Source organism: Leisingera sp. JC11 (assembly GCF_040704725.1).
In the GTDB taxonomy this organism is placed as follows: domain Bacteria; phylum Pseudomonadota; class Alphaproteobacteria; order Rhodobacterales; family Rhodobacteraceae; genus Leisingera.
This window is the reverse complement of sequence record NZ_JBFCVS010000005.1, coordinates 37,631-57,292: the sequence shown is the minus strand read 5'-3', so window position 1 is coordinate 57,292 and position 19,662 is coordinate 37,631. Positions and strand designations below refer to the sequence as shown.

At 65.6% G+C, this 19,662-nt stretch carries 15 protein-coding genes and 1 pseudogene; 5 read left to right on the top strand and 11 right to left on the bottom strand.

Annotated features, from left to right (window positions below):
- Positions 1-3: 3 nt before the first annotated feature.
- The 8 genes from AB1A62_RS07075 to AB1A62_RS07040 form a co-directional block, all read right to left on the bottom strand.
- Positions 4-540 carry a TRAP transporter small permease gene (locus AB1A62_RS07075; protein WP_366660827.1) on the bottom strand — a complete coding sequence of 179 codons (537 nt, stop codon included), beginning with the start codon at positions 538-540 and terminating at the stop codon, positions 4-6.
- A gap of 53 nt (positions 541-593) precedes the next feature.
- Positions 594-1,655, bottom strand: a complete 1,062-nt coding sequence (gene dctP, locus AB1A62_RS07070; RefSeq protein WP_366660826.1) for a TRAP transporter substrate-binding protein DctP — start codon at positions 1,653-1,655, stop codon at positions 594-596.
- A 65-nt stretch (positions 1,656-1,720) separates the two neighbouring features.
- The gene (locus AB1A62_RS07065) at positions 1,721-2,671 is read right to left on the bottom strand and encodes a proline racemase family protein (RefSeq protein ID WP_366660825.1); all 951 of its coding nucleotides are present in this window, start codon (positions 2,669-2,671) and stop codon (positions 1,721-1,723) included.
- Positions 2,662-3,621, bottom strand: coding sequence for a dihydrodipicolinate synthase family protein (locus AB1A62_RS07060; protein WP_366660824.1), 960 nt, complete (start codon positions 3,619-3,621; stop codon positions 2,662-2,664). The genes AB1A62_RS07065 and AB1A62_RS07060 overlap by 10 nt, the downstream gene beginning before the upstream one ends.
- Before the next feature lie 65 nt (positions 3,622-3,686).
- Positions 3,687-4,409: an amino acid ABC transporter ATP-binding protein gene (locus tag AB1A62_RS07055; protein ID WP_366660823.1), complete on the bottom strand. Its 723-nt coding sequence runs from the start codon at positions 4,407-4,409 to the stop codon at positions 3,687-3,689.
- Positions 4,406-5,068, bottom strand: coding sequence for an amino acid ABC transporter permease (locus tag AB1A62_RS07050; protein ID WP_039175009.1), 663 nt, complete (start codon positions 5,066-5,068; stop codon positions 4,406-4,408). Before AB1A62_RS07050 ends, AB1A62_RS07055 begins: the two co-directional genes overlap by 4 nt.
- 11 nt (positions 5,069-5,079) lie before the next feature.
- The gene (locus AB1A62_RS07045; RefSeq protein WP_366660822.1) at positions 5,080-5,742 is read right to left on the bottom strand and encodes an amino acid ABC transporter permease; all 663 of its coding nucleotides are present in this window, start codon (positions 5,740-5,742) and stop codon (positions 5,080-5,082) included.
- Positions 5,743-5,815: 73 nt separating this feature from the next.
- Complete coding sequence (locus AB1A62_RS07040; protein ID WP_039148525.1) at positions 5,816-6,616, bottom strand: transporter substrate-binding domain-containing protein; 801 nt, start codon at positions 6,614-6,616, stop codon at positions 5,816-5,818.
- Between the two features lie 401 nt (positions 6,617-7,017).
- Here AB1A62_RS07040 and AB1A62_RS07035 point away from each other — a divergent pair, with 401 nt between their 5' ends.
- A complete protein-coding gene (locus AB1A62_RS07035) occupies positions 7,018-8,913 on the top strand; it encodes a methyl-accepting chemotaxis protein (protein ID WP_366660821.1) in 1,896 nt (631 codons plus the stop codon).
- Between the two features lie 233 nt (positions 8,914-9,146).
- Positions 9,147-10,836: pseudogene (locus AB1A62_RS07030) on the top strand (methyl-accepting chemotaxis protein).
- A 66-nt stretch (positions 10,837-10,902) separates the two neighbouring features.
- On the opposite strand, the gene AB1A62_RS07025 reads toward AB1A62_RS07030, so the two are convergent.
- From AB1A62_RS07025 to AB1A62_RS07015, 3 genes are all read right to left on the bottom strand, one after another.
- A complete protein-coding gene (locus AB1A62_RS07025; protein WP_366660820.1) occupies positions 10,903-11,898 on the bottom strand; it encodes a hypothetical protein in 996 nt (331 codons plus the stop codon).
- Between the two features lie 163 nt (positions 11,899-12,061).
- Positions 12,062-14,275: an NADP-dependent isocitrate dehydrogenase gene (locus AB1A62_RS07020; protein ID WP_366660819.1), complete on the bottom strand. Its 2,214-nt coding sequence runs from the start codon at positions 14,273-14,275 to the stop codon at positions 12,062-12,064.
- A 292-nt stretch (positions 14,276-14,567) separates the two neighbouring features.
- Positions 14,568-15,032: an SH3 domain-containing protein gene (locus AB1A62_RS07015; RefSeq protein ID WP_241477463.1), complete on the bottom strand. Its 465-nt coding sequence runs from the start codon at positions 15,030-15,032 to the stop codon at positions 14,568-14,570.
- 252 nt (positions 15,033-15,284) lie between these two features.
- Between AB1A62_RS07015 and AB1A62_RS07010 the strand changes: the two genes are divergently transcribed.
- The 3 genes from AB1A62_RS07010 to AB1A62_RS07000 all read left to right on the top strand — a co-directional run bounded on the left by AB1A62_RS07010 (position 15,285) and on the right by AB1A62_RS07000 (position 19,649).
- On the top strand, positions 15,285-16,271 hold the full coding sequence (locus tag AB1A62_RS07010) for a D-glycerate dehydrogenase (RefSeq protein WP_366660818.1): 987 nt from the start codon (positions 15,285-15,287) through the stop codon (positions 16,269-16,271).
- A gap of 42 nt (positions 16,272-16,313) precedes the next feature.
- The gene (gene ggt, locus AB1A62_RS07005; protein ID WP_366660817.1) at positions 16,314-18,095 is read left to right on the top strand and encodes a gamma-glutamyltransferase; all 1,782 of its coding nucleotides are present in this window, start codon (positions 16,314-16,316) and stop codon (positions 18,093-18,095) included.
- A 150-nt stretch (positions 18,096-18,245) separates the two neighbouring features.
- Positions 18,246-19,649 (top strand): FAD-linked oxidase C-terminal domain-containing protein, encoded by a 1,404-nt coding sequence (locus tag AB1A62_RS07000; RefSeq protein ID WP_366660816.1) that lies wholly within the window; start codon positions 18,246-18,248, stop codon positions 19,647-19,649.
- Positions 19,650-19,662 lie beyond the last annotated feature (13 nt).

Here is a 19,662-nt window from a genome sequence, read left to right as displayed (position 1 = left end):
AAATCAGCTCTCCGGCGCAGCGTGTGGGTCATCGGGGGTCTGCCCCGGTGTCTTCTCGCCGCGCAAGTAAAGGAGCGCCTCCAGCAGGAACTGCAGGCAGAAGGCAAAAAGGCCGAGCGCAATCACCGAATAAAACGGCCACATCAGCGGCGCCCAGGGGCTGACGGTCTCGACCTCGCCGGTTTGAAACGCCTTCAGCGCCTTGGACGCGGCCACCCAGGTCAGCGCGCCGGTGATCGGCGCCATCAGCAGCGCATAGACCGCCGCATTCAGCAACTGCTGGACGCGCAGCGGGAATTTCTGCGACAGGAAGTCGATCCGCACATGCGCCTCTTTGCGCAGCGAATAAGCCGCGCCCAGGAAGACGATTGAGCCGTTCAGCATATAGGAAATGTCAAAGGCCCAGAGCGTCGGGGCGCCAAAGACGTAGCGGGCGGCGACCTCGTAAAGCATGGCCGCGATCATGGCGAGGATGGTCAGCTGGCCAACCGCGCCCAAGAGGGCCGACAACCCTTCAACGCCAGTTCTGAAAAAATGCATGGAAACCTCCGGGCAGGGAGGCGCGGGCCGGAGATCCCGGCCCGCGCAAAGGGTCATTCGGCGGCGTCACGCACCAGGTAGACGGAGTTCTCCGCCCAGCTGGCTTGGTAGGAGAGGTAGCTGTCCAGAACCTCCTGCATGCGGGCGTTGCCGCCTTCGGACAGCTCTGCAGCACGGGCGCGGGCCCAGTTGCGGCCGGCCTCGCGCAGCTTTTCGGACTCGGCGTGCTCCATCTGGACCATCTGCACCTTGGTTTTGCGGTAGTCGGCCATCGCCTTGATGTCGGCATCTCCAAAGCGGGTGTAGCCTTCATAAGTGGAGAGGCGCGCGGAGGCTTCGATCAGCCCCTGCAGGTCTGCGGGCAGCGCGTCCCAGGTTTCAGCCTTGACGAACACTTCCCACAGGAAGGAGGGCTGGTGCACGCCGGGCATGATCATGTAGGGCGCCACCTCGTGGAAGCCTTCGGAGAAGTTGGCGCCGGGGGTGGACCATTCGATGGCGTCTACGCCCTTGCGCTGCAGCAGGGTGTAGATCTCATTGCCGGGCACCACGGTGGGCACGCCGCCGAAGTCGTCCTTCATCACCGCGGCAAAGGCGCCGGAGGTGCGGTATTTCACGCCCTTCAGATCCTCGACGGTTTTGATTTCGACGTTGGAATGGGCCATCACCTCAGAGGTGCCGATGCCGACGACCAGGCTGTGCAGCCCCATTTCCTCGCGGCGGAAATCCTGCAGCATCTTCTCGCCGCCGCCCTCATAGATCCAGTGCAGGGTGGCCTCGGGCGACATGCCGCCGGGGAAGGAGGCGAAGATCGCGTTGGTCGGGTCCTGGTTCACCAGATAGGAGGGGGTGGAATGGCCCGCCTCGACGATGCCTTCCTGCACCGCTTCATGCGCTTTGAAGGCAGGCACCAGAACGCCCGCGCCGAACGGCTGGATCTCCACCCGGCCCTGGGTCAGGGTTTCGACGTTGCCGGCAAAACGCTCCATGAAGTTCTGATAGAGGAATGAGCCTTCGCCGACGGCGGCTGTCATTTTCCATTCGACCTCTGCCGCGGTGGCGGCGGTGGCCAGAGCCAGGCTGAAGCCGGCAGCGATTGCGGATGTGAATTTCATGTTAGGGACCTCTCTTCTGCTGGAATGCGGCCCGGGTTTCCGTCCCGGGCCCTGGTTGAAATGGTTCAGGCGGTGGCTTCCCCGCTGCTGGAAATGCCGCCGCGGAAGGGATCATCGGGGCTGAAGAACAGCTTGCCCTCGCCCATCACGAAGGCCTGTCCGCTGAGGGTGGGGATCACGCCGCCGTTCACCCCCGGCTGATAAGACAGGCGGTAGGGGGAGCCGATGATGCTTTCCTGGATGATCTCCTCGCCCGGTTGCAGCCGCCCGGCTGCCGCCAGGCAGGCCAGCCGGGCAGAGCTGCCGGTGCCGCAGGGGGAGCGGTCATAGGTGTCGTCCGGGCACAGAACGAAGTTACGGCTGTGGATGCCCGCGCGGGGGGAGGGGCCTTGGAAAATCACATGGTCGATCAGCTCACCGTTTTCGCCGCCAATCCCTTGGGCATTGGCCGCAGTGCGGATGGCGATGGCGTGATCCGTGAGGGCGCGGATGTTCTCTGTCCGCAAGGGCAGCGGGCTAGGCTCGACGATGAAGAACCAGTTGCCGCCATAGGCGACGTCGCCTGTCACCGTGCTGCCGTCCGGCAGGGTGACATTGGCCGTCGCGGTGACGCGGCGGCTTTCGATGTTGGTGACGGTGACGGTATTGGCATCCTCCAGCAGCACCGTTACCACGCCCACTGGGGTCTCGATGCGGTGGCTGCCGGCGGTGATCAGGCCCAGGTGGGCCAGCGTTACCGCCAGCCCGATGGTGCCATGGCCGCACATGCCCAGCACCGCATCGGCGTCAAAATAGATGACGCCGGCGGCGCAGGTGGGATCTGTGGGCTCGACCAGCAGCGCGCCGACCATGGCGGGCTGGCCGCGCGGCTCGCGCATGACGGCGTGGCAGAAACCCATGTGCTGCTCTGCCAGCCGCCGCGCGCGTTCTGCCAGCGGGCCGGTCCCCAGATCGGGGCCGCCCTCCAGGATCACGCGCGTCGGTTCGCCGCCGGTATGGCTGTCGACTACATGCATTCGGCGATGATCCCGCCCTGCGCCGACCAGTCCGCAAACCAGGTGCGGAACAGCTTGTACTGCTGTTCGCAATAGTTGCGCTGGGCGTCCGACAGCTCGTCTGTCTCGTTGAAATGCAGGCGGTAATCGTCCTCGCCGTTCAGCACCAGCAGGTGCTTGTAGTAGAGGATCAGGTCCGGGCCTTCGTCGAAGGTGGACAGGACGTGGATCGCGTCGGTCAGCTCCTGCGCGCGGACGCGGGCTTCGGCGCTGCCTTCAGCCGCCAGCTTGGACAGGCGCGCCAGCAGCAGCGCCTCCTTGGGCAGGGCGCAGCCGATGCCGGTGATGGAGCCGGTGGCGCCGCAGTTCACGAAGCCGTGGTAGACCTCAGTGTCGACACCCACCATCAGCGTCACCTGGTCGTCCTGGCTGGTGATATGCTCCGCCGCATAGCGCAGGTCGTCCTTGCCGCCGAACTCCTTGAAGCCGATCAGGTTCTTGTGCTCGGCGCGCAGGGCAAAGAACAGGTCGGCGCGGGTGGCAAAGCCGTAGTAGGGGCTGTTGTAGATGATCGCGGGCACGTCTGGTGCTGCGTCCAGAATGGCCTTGAAGTGGTTCTTCTGCGCCGCAACGGAGGTGCCGCGGGACAGCACGCGCGGGATCACCATCAGGCCGGCCGCGCCGACCTCCTGCGCGTGGCGGGCGTGATCGACGGCGGATTTGGTGTTGATCGCGCCGGTGCCGACCACAACCGGCAGGCCGGCGGCGGCGAGGCGGGCGACGCCTTCCATCCGCTGTTCATCTGTCAGCAGCGGCCAGTCGCCCATCGAGCCGCAGTAGACCACCGCCGACATGCCCGCGGCGATCATTTCCTCGCCCTTTTTGACCAGCGCGTCGAAGTTCGGCGTGCGGTCCGGGTTGCAGGGGGTCATCAGGGCCGGCATGGTGCCGGTGAAGACGTTTGTAGACATTATCCAATTTCTCCAGTTGGGGGCAGGCCGCCGCTGGGAGGCACGGCAGCCTGCGGGGGAAGGGGTCAGCGCACGTTGGCGAGGAATTTGCGGGTGTGTTCGGACCGGGCGTCGCCGAAGATCTGGGCGGGCGGGCCGATCTCCTCCATCACGCCCTGATGGAAGAAGGCGACCCGGTCGGAGACATCGCGGGCAAAGCCCATCTCGTGGGTGACGCAGATCATCGTCATGCCCTCATCTGCCAAGAGGCGCATGGTATCCAGCACCTCGCCCACCAGTTCGGGGTCGAGGGCAGAAGTCGCCTCGTCAAACAGCATGTATTCCGGCTCCATCGCCAGGGCGCGGGCAATCGCCAGACGCTGCTGCTGGCCGCCCGACAGGGCGCTGGGGTAGACGTTCAGCTTTTCGCCCAGTCCCACATGCTGCAGCTGTTTGGCGGCAATTTCGCGGGCCTCAGCCTTGGATTTGCCTTTGACGATGCGCGGCGCCAGCGCCACGTTTTCCAGCGCTGTCAGATGCGGAAAGGAGTTCCACTGCTGGAACACCATGCCCAGCTTTTGACGCAGCTTGTTGATGTCGGTGCCCTTGGCATGAACATCGGCTCCATCGACGGTAACGGCGCCGTCCTGGATCGCTTCCAAGCCGTTGATGCAGTAAAGCAGGGTCGATTTGCCGGAGCCGGAGGCGCCGATGACAGAGAGCACCTCGCCCTTCTGCACATCCAGGTCGATGCCTTTCAGAACGTGCAGAGCGCCGAAATACTTGTGAAGGTCGCGGATGGAAATCATTGGGCCCACCTGTTTTCGAGATGTGTGGCGTAGCGGGAGACCGGATAGGACAGCGCGAAATAGAAGGCGCCGGCCAGGGCCAGGATCAGGAACGGCTCCTGGGTGCGGGTGATCAGGATCTGGCTGGCTTTCAAAAGCTCGACATAGCCAAGCACGGAAACCAGCGCGCTGTCCTTCATCACCCCCAGCGCGACGCCGACCCAGGACGGGAACACAGCCCGCCCGCCGATCGGCAGCACCACATGGCGCAGGTCCTGCCAGTAGCTCATGCCAAGGCTGCGCGCGGCGCGGCGCATCGGGGCGCCCACCGCCTCAATCCCGCCGCGGGCGACATTGGCCACCAGCGCCGCGGTATAGACGGTCAGGATCACGGTGCCAGAGGCAAAGGGATCGAGGTTCAGCCCGACGATCGGGGCAAAGTTGTAAAACAGCACCAGCTGGATGATCAGCGGCACGGAGCGGAACACGTCCAGCACCGGGGCCAGCGTCAGGGTGGCGGCGCGGCGGCCCTCGTACAGCATCCAGCCGAACAGGGTGCCCAGCACCGTGCCGAGCGAGATCGACAGGACGGAAATCCACAGCGTGCGCAGCGCCGCCTCGCCCATGAACCACAGGTCATTGGGGGCAAAGCCGCTGAAAAACTTGAGTGTCGGTTCCATGAAGCGCCCCCTCAGTACCGGAACAGCCGGGCGGCCATCAGCCGCGAGCTGAGCAGGATCACCTTGACGATCACGTAGTAGATCACCGCCGTGACCGCGAAATATTCAAAGATGCGGAAGGTGCGGGAGGCGAAGAACTGGGTCTCGCCTGACAGTTCGCGGAAGCCCACCAGCATCCCCAAAGAGGACATCAGGACCGCCCAGACCATCTGGTTGGTGATCGGGTGATAGACGATGCGGAACACCTGCGGGATCACCACGCGGCTGTAGGCCTGCCAGGGCGTCATGCCAAGGCTGCGGGAGGCGCGGATCTGGGTCTCCGGCACCGCCTTGAAGCCGCCGCGGAAGTTTTCCGCCAGGTAGCCCGCGCAGTTGAAGGTCAGACCTGCCAGCACGATCAGATAGGGCGACAGATGCAGCCCGAAGGCGCCGAGGCCGAAGCCGAAGAAAAACAGCTGGAACAGCGCGGGCGTGTTGCGGGCCAGCTCCACCCAGGCGGTGGCGAACCAGTAGACCGGCCCCCGAAGGTGCAGCCGCGCCAGCGCCAGGCAGAGGCCGATCACGATGCCAAGCACCATCGCCAGCACTGCCACCTGCAGCGTCAGGGAGGCTGCCTCCAGCAAGTCCGGCAGGCTTTTCATCACCGGCCGCCAGTGAAAATTATAGTCGAACATGTGGGGTTATGCTCCCTAGCCCCTGCCAGCCGCCGGGAGAGCGCGGCAGGCAGGGGCGGGTTTCACCGTTGGATCAGTACAGCACGCCGGGGATGCGCAGCTCAGGCGCGTCACCGCCGACGTATTTGCCCCACAGTTCCGCATAGCGGCCCGAACGCACCTGATGGGTCACAAACAGGTTCAGGAAGTTGATCCAGGTGACATCCTCGCGCTTGCCCACGACCGAGGTGTAGTCGGTGGTCCAGGGCATCCGCGGGCCGGCTGCCAGGGTCTCATACTGCTGGGTCACCGGCAGCACCGCGGTATTGGTGGTCAGGCCGATGTCCGCCTTGCCCTGCGCCACCGCCAGGAACACCTCGTTCTCGGACTGGTAGCCCTGGTAGTTGCCCTCTTCGCCCCATTCGGCGGCGATCTTCAGCCATTCCTGCTCCGGCACGGTGCCGATGGCGCCGGCCACCCGCTTGCCCTTGATGTCCTCAAAGCTTTCGATGCCGCTTTCGGTGTTCACGACGCCCTGGGCGAAATAGATCGCGTAAGGGATGGTGAAGCCGACGGTGCGCGCCCGTGCCAGGCTGTCGGAGGTGGCACCAAAGACCACGTCGGCGCGGCCGGTCACGATGGCGGGCAGGCGCTCTGCCCAGGTCACCGGCAGGATCTCGGCATCAACCTCCAGCGCTGCCGCCAGATCGTTGCAGTAATCGACGTCAAAGCCTGCGGGTTCGTTGTTGGCATCCCGGTAGCCGATCGGCGGGAAATCCAGCACCACGCCGCAGCGCAGGGTGCCGCGGTCCACAACATCATCCAGCGTATCCGCAAGGGCGGGTGCCAAGGGCACCAGGGCAAGCGCCGCAGCCGCGGCCAGCGATTTGAACATGAGATCCTCCTGTCGGTTCGTTGTTGTGGAGAATCAGATACAGGATAATGGATACAAAATCCATAAGGATGTTTGGACGCGGAATTTGCGGCTAGGTTTCACGGTGCCTTGGTACCGGGAATCGCGCTCAAACTGCGCGCCTGTGCGGCAGAACCGGCTGGGCGCAAACCGGCCCGGCGGCGTCGCAAAACGAATTATCTGCGGCATTTTGGGCGTTTTCCGAACAGGGCCGTTTCCCGGTTAAGGCACTGAAAAATATCCAACTCCTGTTCTGGGCGTGACGCAAATGGCGGCATCCGGCAGCTGCTGGGCGCCTCCGGCCCCCCGCGGGCTAGGAAATTCTTAGGAGCAGGTCTCTAGGGAGGGAGGCGAAGGCCTTTAACCAGGGGACCCAAATCAATATGCCTGCTTTTCTCTACCGTCTGCCCGTCCGGATTTACGCTCTGGCCGCTTTGGCGATTCTCTTGTTTGCGATGCTGACCGTTTTCCTGCTGGTCCGCTCGAATAACGATGAATACGCCAGCCGCGAACGCGAACTGCATCAGATCACCGATCTTGCCTTCAGCCAGCTGGATGCGCTGCAAAGCCAGGTCGAGGCCGGACAGCTGGACGAGGCCGCGGCCCGCCAGATGGGGCGCACCGCGCTGGAGACCTTCAGGTTCGGCACCGCCGGCGATTTCCACGCCTTTGATTTCGATCTGGTGATCACCGCGAATGCCTTCCTGCCGGAGTGGGTCGGCACCCGCCAGCCCGGCCTGACGGATGAAAACGGGGTCAAGATCTACCAGGAAATGCTCAAGATCGCCAAGGCCGACGGCCAGGGTTCGCTGATCTACCATTTCACAAACGCCGGCTCCGGCGTGGTCGAGGCCAAGATGGGTTATATCCGGGTTTACGAACCCTGGGGCTGGATCATCGGCACCGGTGCCTATGTGTCCGACATCCAGGCCAAGGTGCAGCAGAACATCATCACAACCGTGACCGGGCTGCTTGTGACCCTGGCGGTCCTGATGATTGGCGCAACCCTTATCACCCGCAGCGTCACCGGTCCGGTGAGCGCCCTGCGCGGGCGGATGCAGTCGATGGCTGACGGCGATACCGCCAGCGCCATTCCGGCCACCGCCAACAAAAGCGAAATCGGCGATATGGCCCGCACCCTGGACGTGTTCCGCCAGGCGCTGATCCGCCAGCAGGAGCTGGAGGACGCCGAGCACGCGCTGAACGAGAAGCGCAGCCGGGTTGTGGCCGCGCTCAGCGCCAAGCTGGCGGACCTGTCGCAAGGCGACCTGACCGCGCAGATCACCGAGGTGTTCCCGGAGGACTACGAGCAGCTGCGCCGGGATTTCAACACTACCGCGCAGAATCTCAGCGGCACGGTGGAGCAGGTGATCGCCGCCGCCGCCAGCATCCGCAACGGCGCCACCGAGATCAGCCAGGCCTCCGACGACCTGTCGCACCGCACCGAAAGCCAGGCGGCGACGCTGGAACAGACCGCCGCGGCGCTGGATGAGCTGACCGCCAGCGTCAAATCCGCCGCCGACGGCGCCCGCAGCGTCGAGGCCACCATGGACGAGGCCAAGGAAGAGGCCCGCAACAGCGGCGAAGTGGTGCAGAGCGCGGTGTCGGCAATGACCGAGATTGAGGAAAGCTCCAACAAGATCAGCCAGATCATCAGCGTCATCGACGACATCGCCTTCCAGACCAACCTCCTGGCGCTGAACGCCGGGGTCGAGGCGGCGCGGGCGGGCGAGGCGGGCCGCGGCTTTGCGGTGGTGGCGTCCGAGGTGCGGGCGCTGGCGCAGCGGTCGTCGGACGCGGCGATGGAGATCAAGACGCTGATCTCCGACAGTTCCGGCCAGGTGGCGCGCGGTGTCGATCTGGTGGGCAAGGCCGGCGATGCGCTGCAAAGCATCGTCAGCCAGGTCACCCATATCTCGCAGCTGGTTTCCGGCATTGCCGAAGGCGCGGCGGAGCAGGCGACCGGCCTCAACGAGATCAACACCGGCGTCACCCAGCTGGATCAGGTGACCCAGCAGAACGCGGCGATGGTCGAGGAGGCCACCGCGGCCGGCCACATGCTGAAGACCGACGCCTCCAAGCTGAGCGACCTGGTCGCCCACTTCAGGATCGCGGGCGGCAGCGGAGCGGCCGCCCCGGCGAAACCCGCCGCCGTCCCGGCCGCGGCGCCGGCCCCGACCGCCCATGGCAGCGATGACTGGGACATGCAGCCCGCGCCGCAGCCCGCCGCGGTCGCGGCCGGCGGCAACGCCGCCCGCGATCTGTGGCAGGATTTCTGATCCAAGGGAAACGCTTGCGGAGAAAACGCCCGGGAAAATCCCCGGGCGCTTTCTGTTTTAGCATAGGATTTCAAAGCATCGGCGCAGGGTTTTGCGGCATTCCAATCAAAATGCGGCAAAAACCTGACGGGATGCGGCGCGAAAGCTCCGGCGGCGCCTTGCGGAGTAGGGTTTTGTTAGACACTGCGGCCTAAACAGACAGGCAATAGACCTGTCATGAAGGCTCTGAATTTATGTCCACAATACCCGCTTTTCTCTACCGTCTGCCCGTCCGGATCTACGCACTGGGCGCCCTTGCGCTGTCGCTGATGGCGGTGCTGACTTTCCTGCTGCTCTCGCAATCCGTCAAAAATGCTTATGAGATGCGCTATACGGAGCTGCACAACGTGACCGACACGGCGGTCAGCCTGCTGCGCGACCTGGAGGAAGGCGTCCAGTCCGGCCGCTTCACGGTGGAGGAAGCCCGCGATATCGGCCGTGAAAGGCTGACCGCGCTGCGGTTCGGCGACTCGGGCTATGTCTTTGTCTTCGACCATGACCTGGTGGTGCAGGCGCACCCCATTGTGCCGGACTGGGTCGGCACCAATCAGGGCGCCTTTGAGGATGTGACCGGCATCAAGGTGTTTCAGGAGCTGGAGAAGATCGCCGCCGCCAAGGGCGCGGGGGAGCTGACTTATTATTTCAAGAAACCCGATTCGGAGGTGATGGAGGCCAAGATCGGCTATGTGCAGGCCTATGAGCCCTGGGGCTGGATCATCGGCACCGGCGCCTATGTCTCCGATATCGAGGCCGATGTCGCCATGATGCGCAACGAGGCGCTGATCGTGCTCGGCATCAGCCTGGTGGCGCTGATGGTTGCCGCCTATTTCATCACCCGCAGCGTCACCGGCCCGCTGAACGGTCTCAAGACCCGTATGCAGACGTTGGCGGAGGGCGACACCAGCAGCGAAATCCCCTCGGCCAATGCCCGCAGCGAGCTGGGCGAGATCGCCCAGAGCGTTGACGTGTTCCGCCAGGCGCTGATCCGCCAGCATCCGCAACGGCGCCACCGAGATCAGCCAGGCCTCCGACGACCTGTCGCACCGCACCGAAAGCCAGGCCGCAACGCTGGAGCAGACCGCCGCGGCGCTGGATGAGCTGACCGCCAGCGTCAAATCCGCCGCCGACGGCGCCCGCAGCGTCGAGGCCACCATGGACGAGGCCAAGGAAGAAGCCCGCAACAGCGGCGAAGTGGTGCAGAGCGCGGTGTCGGCAATGACCGAGATCGAGGAAAGCTCCAACAAGATCAGCCAGATCATCAGCGTCATCGACGACATCGCCTTCCAGACCAACCTGCTGGCGCTGAACGCGGGCGTTGAGGCGGCGCGGGCCGGCGAGGCGGGCCGCGGCTTCGCGGTGGTGGCGTCCGAGGTGCGGGCGCTGGCGCAGCGCTCCTCGGACGCGGCGATGGAGATCAAGACGCTGATCTCCGACAGCTCCGGCCAGGTGGCGCGCGGCGTCGATCTGGTCGGCAAGGCCGGCGATGCGCTGCAAAGCATCGTCAGCCAGGTGACTCATATTTCGCAGCTGGTTTCCGGCATTGCCGAGGGCGCGGCGGAGCAGGCGACCGGCCTCAACGAGATCAACACCGGCGTCACCCAGCTGGATCAGGTGACCCAGCAGAACGCGGCGATGGTCGAGGAGGCCACCGCGGCGGGCCACATGCTGAAGACCGACGCCTCCAAGCTGAGCGATCTGGTCGCCCACTTCAGGATCGCGGGCGGCAGCGGAGCGGCCGCCCCGGCGAAACCGGCCGACGCCCCGGCCGCGGCGCCGCCCCCGACCGCCCATGGCAGCGATGACTGGGACATGCAGCCCGCGCCGCAGCCCGCCGCGGTGGCGGCCGGCGGCAACGCCGCCCGCGATCTGTGGCAGGATTTCTGATCCGCCGGACGGGTCCCGCGCGGTCCTGAGAATCTGAGGCGCCCGGGCTGCAAACCCGGGCGCTGTTCATTCAGGCGGGGCGGGCGCCAGCAGACGGTTCCAGGCGCGGTCCGCGAAGTCCGGTTTCTGCGGCTCCAGCATGTGCATCCCCAGGAACCAGTAGAAATAGCGTTCGAACGGAAACCCGGCAAAAGCTTCCGCGGCCCGTTTCAGGTTCTCCTGCAGATCCGCTGCAGTGCGGCAGACCAGCGTGCCGTGATGATAGTCGGACGCCGCGCAGGTCAGCACGGGCTTGCGGTGCATCAGCGCCTCGAACCCCACCGCGGAGTTCTGCGACACAACCGCGGCTGAGGCCTCGATCAGGTCATGCACGCTGGCGCTGCTCAGCTCGGCATTGGCAATCCCGGCACACAGCTCTTCCAGCCCGCGCATCGCGGCGGCATCCTGCAGCGGGTGCGGCTTGACATAGACCCTGCCGGGCACCGCCGCGCAGGCGGCCGTGATGATCTCTGCAGTGGTGAGGTAATGCACCGGGTCGCGGTATTTCTCGATGTCCTGCACGAAAATGGCGGCATCCGCCGGCGCCAGCCCGCCGGGCGCGCGGTCGCTTTGCGCCCGTTTGGAGACATTGCGCCGCAGCGCATGGCCGCGCACCCCGTTGAAGAAATGCTCTGCCGCGGCGCCATCCACCCTCTCAGGGTCAAAGCTCTGCCCGGCGAGGCTGGAGTTCCAGTAATAGCCCTGCGGGTCCAGATACCAGAAGCCGCGCACATAGCTGGGCTGGGCGTGGAAGATGCGCGGACCTTGGGCGCGTTTGGGGCCGATGACGATTTGCAGATGCTCTGACCCCAGAAGCCCGAAGGACAGCACATCTTCGGTGTGGATCAGCAGCGGCTTGCAGCCCCGCGCATGGGCGCTGGCGCCGATCTTCTCGAAGAACTCGCAGCCGCCCTCCAGGATGTGCCGGAACCAGGCGTCCTCCGCATGCACGATCAGCGGCTGCTTGCGGCTGTCCAGCTGGCGCAAATGATTGAGCTTCTTGAAGCTGCCCCGTTTCTGCATGGGATGCTGTTTCTCTGCCTGCTTGCCTGCCTGTGCCGCGGTGTCGCGCCGCAGGCTCCATTTCTGGGCAGTGAAGACCGGGCGGTCAAGCCGGGCGGCGGTGGCAGGAAAAGAAAATGCCCGGGGAAAGCCCCGGGCATCCGTGTTTTCAGATCCGCCGGGATCAGCCGATGATGGCGTTCAGCGTTGCGCTGGGGCGCATCACCTTGGCCTTCAGCTCGACGCTCGGGCGGAAGTAGCCGCCGATATCGGCGGGCGCGCCCTGGGCCGCGGCCAGCTCGCTGATGATCTGCTCTTCCTTGGCGCCCAGCTCCTCGGCGATGGGGGCGAAATGCGCCGCCAGGGCCGGATCTTCGGTCTGCGCTGCCAGCGCCTCGGCCCAGTAGCGGGCAAACCAGTAGTGGCTGTCGCGGTTGTCGGGCTGGCCGACCTTGCGCGAGGGCGAGCGGTTGTGGTCGAGAATGCCCTGGGTCGCGTCCTCAGCGGCCTTGCCCAGCACGCCGGCCTTGGCGTTGCCTTTCACATCGGCCAGGAAGTTCAGAGACTCGCCGAGGGCGCAGAACTCACCCATCGAATCCCAGCGCAGGTGGTTTTCCTCGACCAGCTGCTGCACGTGCTTGGGGGCAGAGCCGCCGGCGCCGGTTTCAAACAGGCCGCCGCCCTGCATCAGCTTGACGATCGACAGCATCTTGGCCGAGGTGCCCAGCTCCAGGATCGGGAACAGGTCGGTCAGGTAGTCGCGCAGCACGTTGCCGGTGATGGCGATGCTGTCCTTGCCTGCGGTGATGGTTTCCAGCGACTGGCGGGTCGCTTCGCGCGGCGCCATGATCTGGAACTTGTTCGCGACGCCGGCCTTTTCCAGTGCGGGCTGAACGTATTTGATCAGCTCGGCGTCATGGGCGCGGTTTGCATCCAGCCAGAAGATCGCCTCGGAACCGGTCAGCCGCTGGCGGTCCATCGCCAGCAGGATCCAGTTCTCGATCGGTGCCTTCTTAACGGTGCAGGCGCGCCAGATGTCGCCGGTTTCCACGTCATGCGAATGCAGCGTGTCGCCGTTGGCCAGCACGATGCGGATGATGCCGTCGGCGGGCGCCTCGAACGTGGTCGGGTGGGAGCCGTATTCCTCAGCCTTCTGGGCCATCAGGCCGACGTTGGCGACCGCGCCTGCGGTGGTCACGTCCAGTGCGCCGTTGGCTTTGAAGAAATTGATGGTTTCGTCATAGACGGAAGCATAGCAGCGGTCGGGGATCACGCAGTTGGTGTCGCCCTTATTGCCGTCCTGGTCCCAGCCCTTGCCGCCGGCGCGGATTACTGCAGGCATCGAGGCGTCGATGATCACGTCAGAGGGCACATGCAGGTTGGTGATGCCCTTGTCGCTGTCCACCATGTACATGTCCGGGCGTTCGGCGCGCACGGCTTCGATGGCGGCGGTGATTTCGGCGTTGCCCTTGACGCGTTCCAGCAGGTCGCCCATGCCGGAGTTCGGGTTCACACCCAGGGCGTCCAGCTCGGTGCCGTATTTCTCGAACACAGGCGCCAGCCAGGCCTTGACCGCGTGGCCGAAGATGATCGGGTCGGAGACCTTCATCATGGTGGCCTTCATGTGCAGCGAGAACATGGTGCCGTCAGCCTTGGTGTCGGCAATCGCTTCGCCGAGGAAGGAAGACAGCGCCTTGACCGACATGAAGGTGGCGTCGGCCACGGTGCCTTCTTCCAGCGGCCAGCCGTCTTTCAGCACGGTGACGGCGCCGTCCTTGGCCACGAACTCGATCCGCGCGGCACCGGCCTGGGCGGCGGTGATGGTGGCGGATTTCTCGTTGGCATAGAAGTCGTTGCCGGGCATCGAGGACACTTTGGTCTTGCTGTCAGCGGACCATGCACCCATCGAATGCGGGTTCTTCTGGGCAAAGTTCTTCACCGCCTTGGCGGCGCGGCGGTCGGAGTTGCCCTCGCGCAGGACCGGGTTCACTGCCGAGCCCTTGATCGCGTCATAGCGCGCGCGCGCCTCTTTTTCGGCGTCGGTCTTGGGCTCTTCCGGGTAATCCGGGATGTCGTAGCCCTGGCCCTGCAGCTCCTTGATGGCCGCGGTCAGCTGCGGCACCGAAGCGGAGATGTTCGGCAGCTTGATGACATTGGCGTCCGGGGTCTTCACCAGCTGGCCCAGCTCCGCCAGGTCATCGCTCTGGCGCTGCGCCTCGGTCAGGTTTTCCGGGAAGGCGGCGATGATGCGGCCGGCCAGCGAAATGTCCTTGGTGCCGACGGTGACACCGGCGGCGGCGGCGAACTTGCGGATGATCGGCAGGAAGGATGCCGAGGCCAGTTCGGGCGCTTCGTCTACAATGGTATACAATATGTCCGGGGTTTGATTTTCTGCCATGTTCCACAACCTTTCAGCGATCTCGGAGGCTTATAGGGCATCAGCGCGGTCGGGCCGCGCCGGTTTCGGGTATTCCGGTGCTGCTGCGGCGGCGCCCGGATATCGGGCGGGTCCGGCCGGAACAGCCATGTGTGTGGCCCCCATGTAGAACACGATTGCTGCGGGTGCAATGGTTTGGCGCATCCGCACCCCCGCGCGGATTGCCGCGGCAGGCGTGAGGGGCGCTGCCCCTCTTGGGCCGCGGGCCCAATTCACCCCGGAGTATTCGGGGAAAGATGAAGGCGGGAGGGGATTACTCGCGCAGCTCGTCCGGGGCGACGCCCCAGAGCTTTTTCTTCGGCGCCCAGCCGCTGTAGCCGCCGGCCGAGATCTCGCACCAGTCACTTGCGCATTCGCCGAGACGCGCGACCACGCCCAGTTCAAAGGCGGCAGTTACGGGCGCGCGGGTGTCGGGGCGGGCGTGCACGGTCAGCATGTCCTCCTCGACCAGCACGGTGCGCACGCCGGACAAGAGCGCGTAATGCACCCAGCCGCCGGCGCCGTCGCGGTCCTGCACCCGGCGCCAGTGGCCGTATTCGGCGGTGATCTCCAGCGGCATGCCGCGGCGCTTGAACACCCAGTCGATCTTGTGGGTCAGCGACGGGCCGCGGCGCACATTGCCGGTGGCGGCCTTCATCGAGACATAGCGGGGCAGGGGCAGGTTGGTGACCGGGCCGCGGGATTCGGCTGCACAAACCGTGGCGGTCAGCACTGTCATTGCCGCTGCCGCTGCCAGATGGCGCATTGCCATTGCCGCGTTTCTCACTGCCTGCTCGCCTCTTCGTTGCCCAGCCGGGTTATGCCCAGCCTCTTGTTCCGGTCTGCTGCCCGTCTTGTTATGCCCCCGCCGCGCCCGGGAAAATTCCGGTCTCGCGGGCGGGGGAATGCGGTTGGGTTCTTGTGCCTCTGCGCATCCTGCGCCACGATGCCATGGAGGCGTGCGGATTGAAAAGCCCAAGGGAGAGCACAAGTGCCAAGAGACCGACTGAGTGTTGTCGTTACGCGACGGTTGCCGGAACCTGTGGAAACCCGGCTGAGCGAGCTGTTCAATGTGCGCCTGCGCGAGGACGACACGCCGATGACCCGGAGCGAGCTGGCCGCGGCGCTGAAGGATGCCGATGTGCTGGTGCCGACCGTCACCGATAACATCGACGCAGGCCTGCTGGGGCAGGCCGGCGAGCGGCTGAAGCTGATTGCCAACTATGGTGCCGGGGTGGACCACATCGACGTCGCAACCGCCCGTCAGCGCGGCATTCTGGTCTCGAACACGCCCGGCGTGCTGACCGATGATACTGCGGATATGACCATGGCGCTGATCATGGCGGTGGTGCGCCGGATGCCCGAGGGCCTGGCGGTGATGCAGAAGGGCGACTGGCAGGGCTGGGCGCCGACCGCGTTCCTCGGCGGGCGGATCGCCGGGCGTCGGCTGGGCATCCTCGGCATGGGCCGGATCGGCCAGGCGGTGGCCAAGCGCGCCGCCGCATTCGGAATGCAGATCCATTACCACAACCGCCGCCGCCTGCGCCCGGAGGTCGAGGAAAAGCTGGAGGCCACCTATTGGGAGAGCCTCGACCAGATGGTGGCGCGGATGGATGTGATCTCCGTCAACTGCCCCTCGACGCCTTCCACTTTCCACCTGATGAACGCGCGGCGGCTGAAGCTGATGAAACCCTCCGCGGTTATCGTGAACACGTCGCGCGGCGAGGTGATCGACGAGCACGCGCTGACCCGGATGCTGCGCTCGGATGAGATCGCGGGCGCGGGATTGGACGTCTATGAGCACGGCACCGACATCAACCCGCGCCTGCGCGAGCTGCCCAATGTGGTGCTGCTGCCGCATATGGGCTCGGCCACAATCGAGGGCCGGATCGAAATGGGCGAGAAGGTGCTTTTGAACATCAAGACCTTCGAAGACGGCCACCGGCCGCCGGATCAGGTGGTGCCGTCAATGCTGTAAGCGCACGGGCTGCGTGGCCGGAGTTTTTAGGGAGGACTTTTCATGAAGTATCTGATTCTTGCCGCTGCCGCACTTGCTGCAGGCCCTTCCGTTGCGCAGGAGGCCTCGGACGCGGTTGCGCCCGAAGCCGCAACTGCAGGCGCCTTTGAGGCGATTTCCCCCGAAGTGGCCGCCGCGCTGGAGGCCAAGGCAAGCGGCGAAGCGGTTGAAGCCGAAAACTGGATGGTCGCCGCCGCCAACCCGCATGCTGTGGAGGTCGGCGCTGCGGTCTTGCGCGCAGGCGGCAGTGCGGCGGATGCGATGGTGGCAGTGCAGACCGTGCTGGGGCTGGTGGAGCCGCAGTCTTCGGGTCTCGGTGGCGGCGCTTTTCTGGTCTGGTATGACGCCGCAACGGGCGATCTGACCACGCTGGACGGACGCGAAACCGCGCCGCTGGCTGCCACGCCGACCCTGTTCCAGGATGAAAACGGCGAGCCGCTGAAGTTCTTCGACGCGGTGGTTGGCGGCCGTTCCGTCGGCACCCCCGGCACGCCAGCGCTGCTGGAGGCGGCGCACCGCCGCTGGGGCCGCGCCAACTGGCCGTCGCTGTTTGAACCGGCGATCAAGCTGGCAGAGGAGGGGTTTGCCGTCTCGCCGCGTCTGGCCGCGCTGGTGGAGGCCGATGCCGAGCGGCTGGCGCGCGCCCCGGCGACAGCCGCTTATTTCCTGCCGGATGGCGAGCCCATTGCCGAGGGCGCAACGCTGCTGAACCCCGGTTATGCCGCCACCCTGCACGCGCTGGCTGAGGGCGGGGCCGGGGCGTTCTATTCCGGCCCCATCGCAGCAGAGATCGTGCGCGCCGTGACTGGCGCCGAGGGCAACCCCGGTGTGCTGTCCGCCACCGATCTTGCGCTCTATCAGGTCAAGGAACGCCCGGCGGTCTGCGCCGCCTACCGCGATTTCGAAGCCTGCGGCATGGGGCCGCCGTCCTCCGGCGCGCTGACCGTGGGGCAGATCCTTGGGATGCTGGGCAACTACGATCTGGCGGCGCTGGGGGCGGAAAGCGCAGAGGCCTGGCGGCTGATCGGCGACGCCTCCCGCCTCGCCTTTGCCGACCGGGGCCGCTACATGGCGGACAGCGACTATGTGCCGGTGCCCAGCAGCGGGCTGGTGGCGGCGGATTACCTGGCTGCGCGGGCAGAGCTCTTGCAGGGGGACGACGCGCTGCCCGAGGCGGCGCCGGGTGCGCCCGAGTTCGACCATGCGCTGATGCTGGCGGACGACGAGTCGATTGAGCTGCCCTCGACCTCGCATATCTCGATCGTGGACCAGTACGGCAACGTGCTGTCGATGACCACGACCATCGAGAACGCCTTTGGCTCGCGGCTGATGGCAGGCGGGTTCCTGTTGAACAATGAGCTTACGGATTTCTCCTTCCGCACCCATGCGGACGGGGTGCCGATTGCCAACCGGCTGGAGCCGGGCAAGCGGCCGCGGTCCTCGATGGCGCCGACGATTGTGCTGAAGGACGGCAAGCCGGTGCTGGCCATCGGCTCCCCCGGCGGCAGCCGCATCATCGGCTATGTGGCGAAGTCGATCATTGCCTGGGCCGACTGGGGGATGGATATCCAAGCGGCGCTGGCGATGCCGCATCTGGTGAACCGCTTCGGCACCTATGACGTGGAGGCCGGCACCAGTGCAGAGGACCTTTCGGAGGCGCTGACGGAGATGGGCTATGAGGTGGAGGCCCGCGACCTGACCTCCGGCCTGCATGCGATTGAGATCGGCGAAGGGCTGAAGGGGGCCGCCGACCCGAGGCGCGAGGGGATTGCGCTGGGCGGCTAAGGGTTCCGCCCGGTCCGCCGGCCGGGCGCTGCCCGCAGTGCAATACGGGAGAGCTACGGGGTTCTGGGTATTGCTTGCCCTCGAGCCACGCGCGTAGGTTAACAGGTGAATTGTCCAGGGGCCGGCGCCCCGCTGCCAGGGGAGGCCGTCATGGTCCAAGCCACATCACTGCCGCGCAACGAGGCCGGGATCGCCGCCGCCATCGAGGCGCTGTCCGGGCAGTTCGGCGACCGGCTGCAAACCGGCCAGGCGATCTGCGAGCAGCACGGCCACACCACCACCTGGATCACCAACCAGGCCCCGGACGCCGTGGTTTTCCCCGCCTCCACCGAAGAGGTGGCGGAGATCGTCAAGGTCTGCGCCGAACACGGCGTGCCGGTCATTCCCTTCGGCACCGGCACCTCGCTGGAGGGGCATGTGAACGCGCCCGCCGGCGGCATCTGCGTGGACATGATGCGGATGGACAAGATCCTGGCGGTCCATGCCGAGGACCTCGACGTGGTGGTGCAGCCCGGCGTCACCCGCGAGCAGCTGAACACCTATCTGCGCGACCAGGGCCTGTTCTTCCCCATCGACCCCGGCGCCAATGCCTCGCTCGGCGGTATGGCTGCGACCCGCGCCTCTGGCACCAACGCGGTGCGGTACGGCACCATGAAGGACAATGTGCTGGCTCTGGAGGCGGTGATGGCCGACGGCGGCGTGATCCGCACCGCGCAAAGGGCCAAGAAATCCTCCGCCGGATACGACCTCACACGCCTGCTGGTCGGCAGCGAGGGCACTTTGGGGCTGATCACCGAACTCACCCTGAAACTGCAGGGCATCCCGGAGGCGATCCGCTCCGCCCGCTGTTCCTTCCGCAGCGTGGATGACGCCTGCCGCGCGGTGATGATGACCATCCAGTACGGCATCCCTGTTGCCCGGATCGAGCTGCTGGATGCGCTCAGCGTACGTGCCGCCAATGCCTATTCCGGGCTCGACCTGCCGGAAACGCCGCTCTTGCTGCTGGAATTCCACGGCTCCGACGCGGGCGTGGTGGAACAGTCGGACATGTTCGCCTCCATCGCCGGGGAATTCGGCGGTTTCGACATCGCCGCCACCTCGACGCCCGAGGAGCGCAGCAAGCTCTGGCAGGCGCGCCACGATATGTACTGGGCCTGCCTGCAGCTGCGCCCCGGCGCCAAGGGGATCTCCACCGATGTCTGCGTGCCGATCTCCAAGCTAGCGGAATGCGTTGCCGCTGCACGGGAAAAGGCCGAAAACATGGGGCTGCTGGCACCGATGGTCGGCCATGTGGGCGATGGCAATTTCCACGCGCTCCTGCTCATTGACATGGACAGCGACGCGGAACGCCAGAAGGCGGACGAATACATCGGCTGGCTGAACGAGATGGCGATCGGGATGGACGGCACTTGCACCGGCGAGCATGGCATCGGCCAGGGCAAGCGCCCCTACCTGCAGCAGGAGCTGGGCGAGGCCACCCGTTACATGGCGGCGATCAAGGCGGCGCTGGATCCGGAGAACATCATGAACCCCGGGAAGATCGTGGAGATGTAGGCAACCTGCCCGC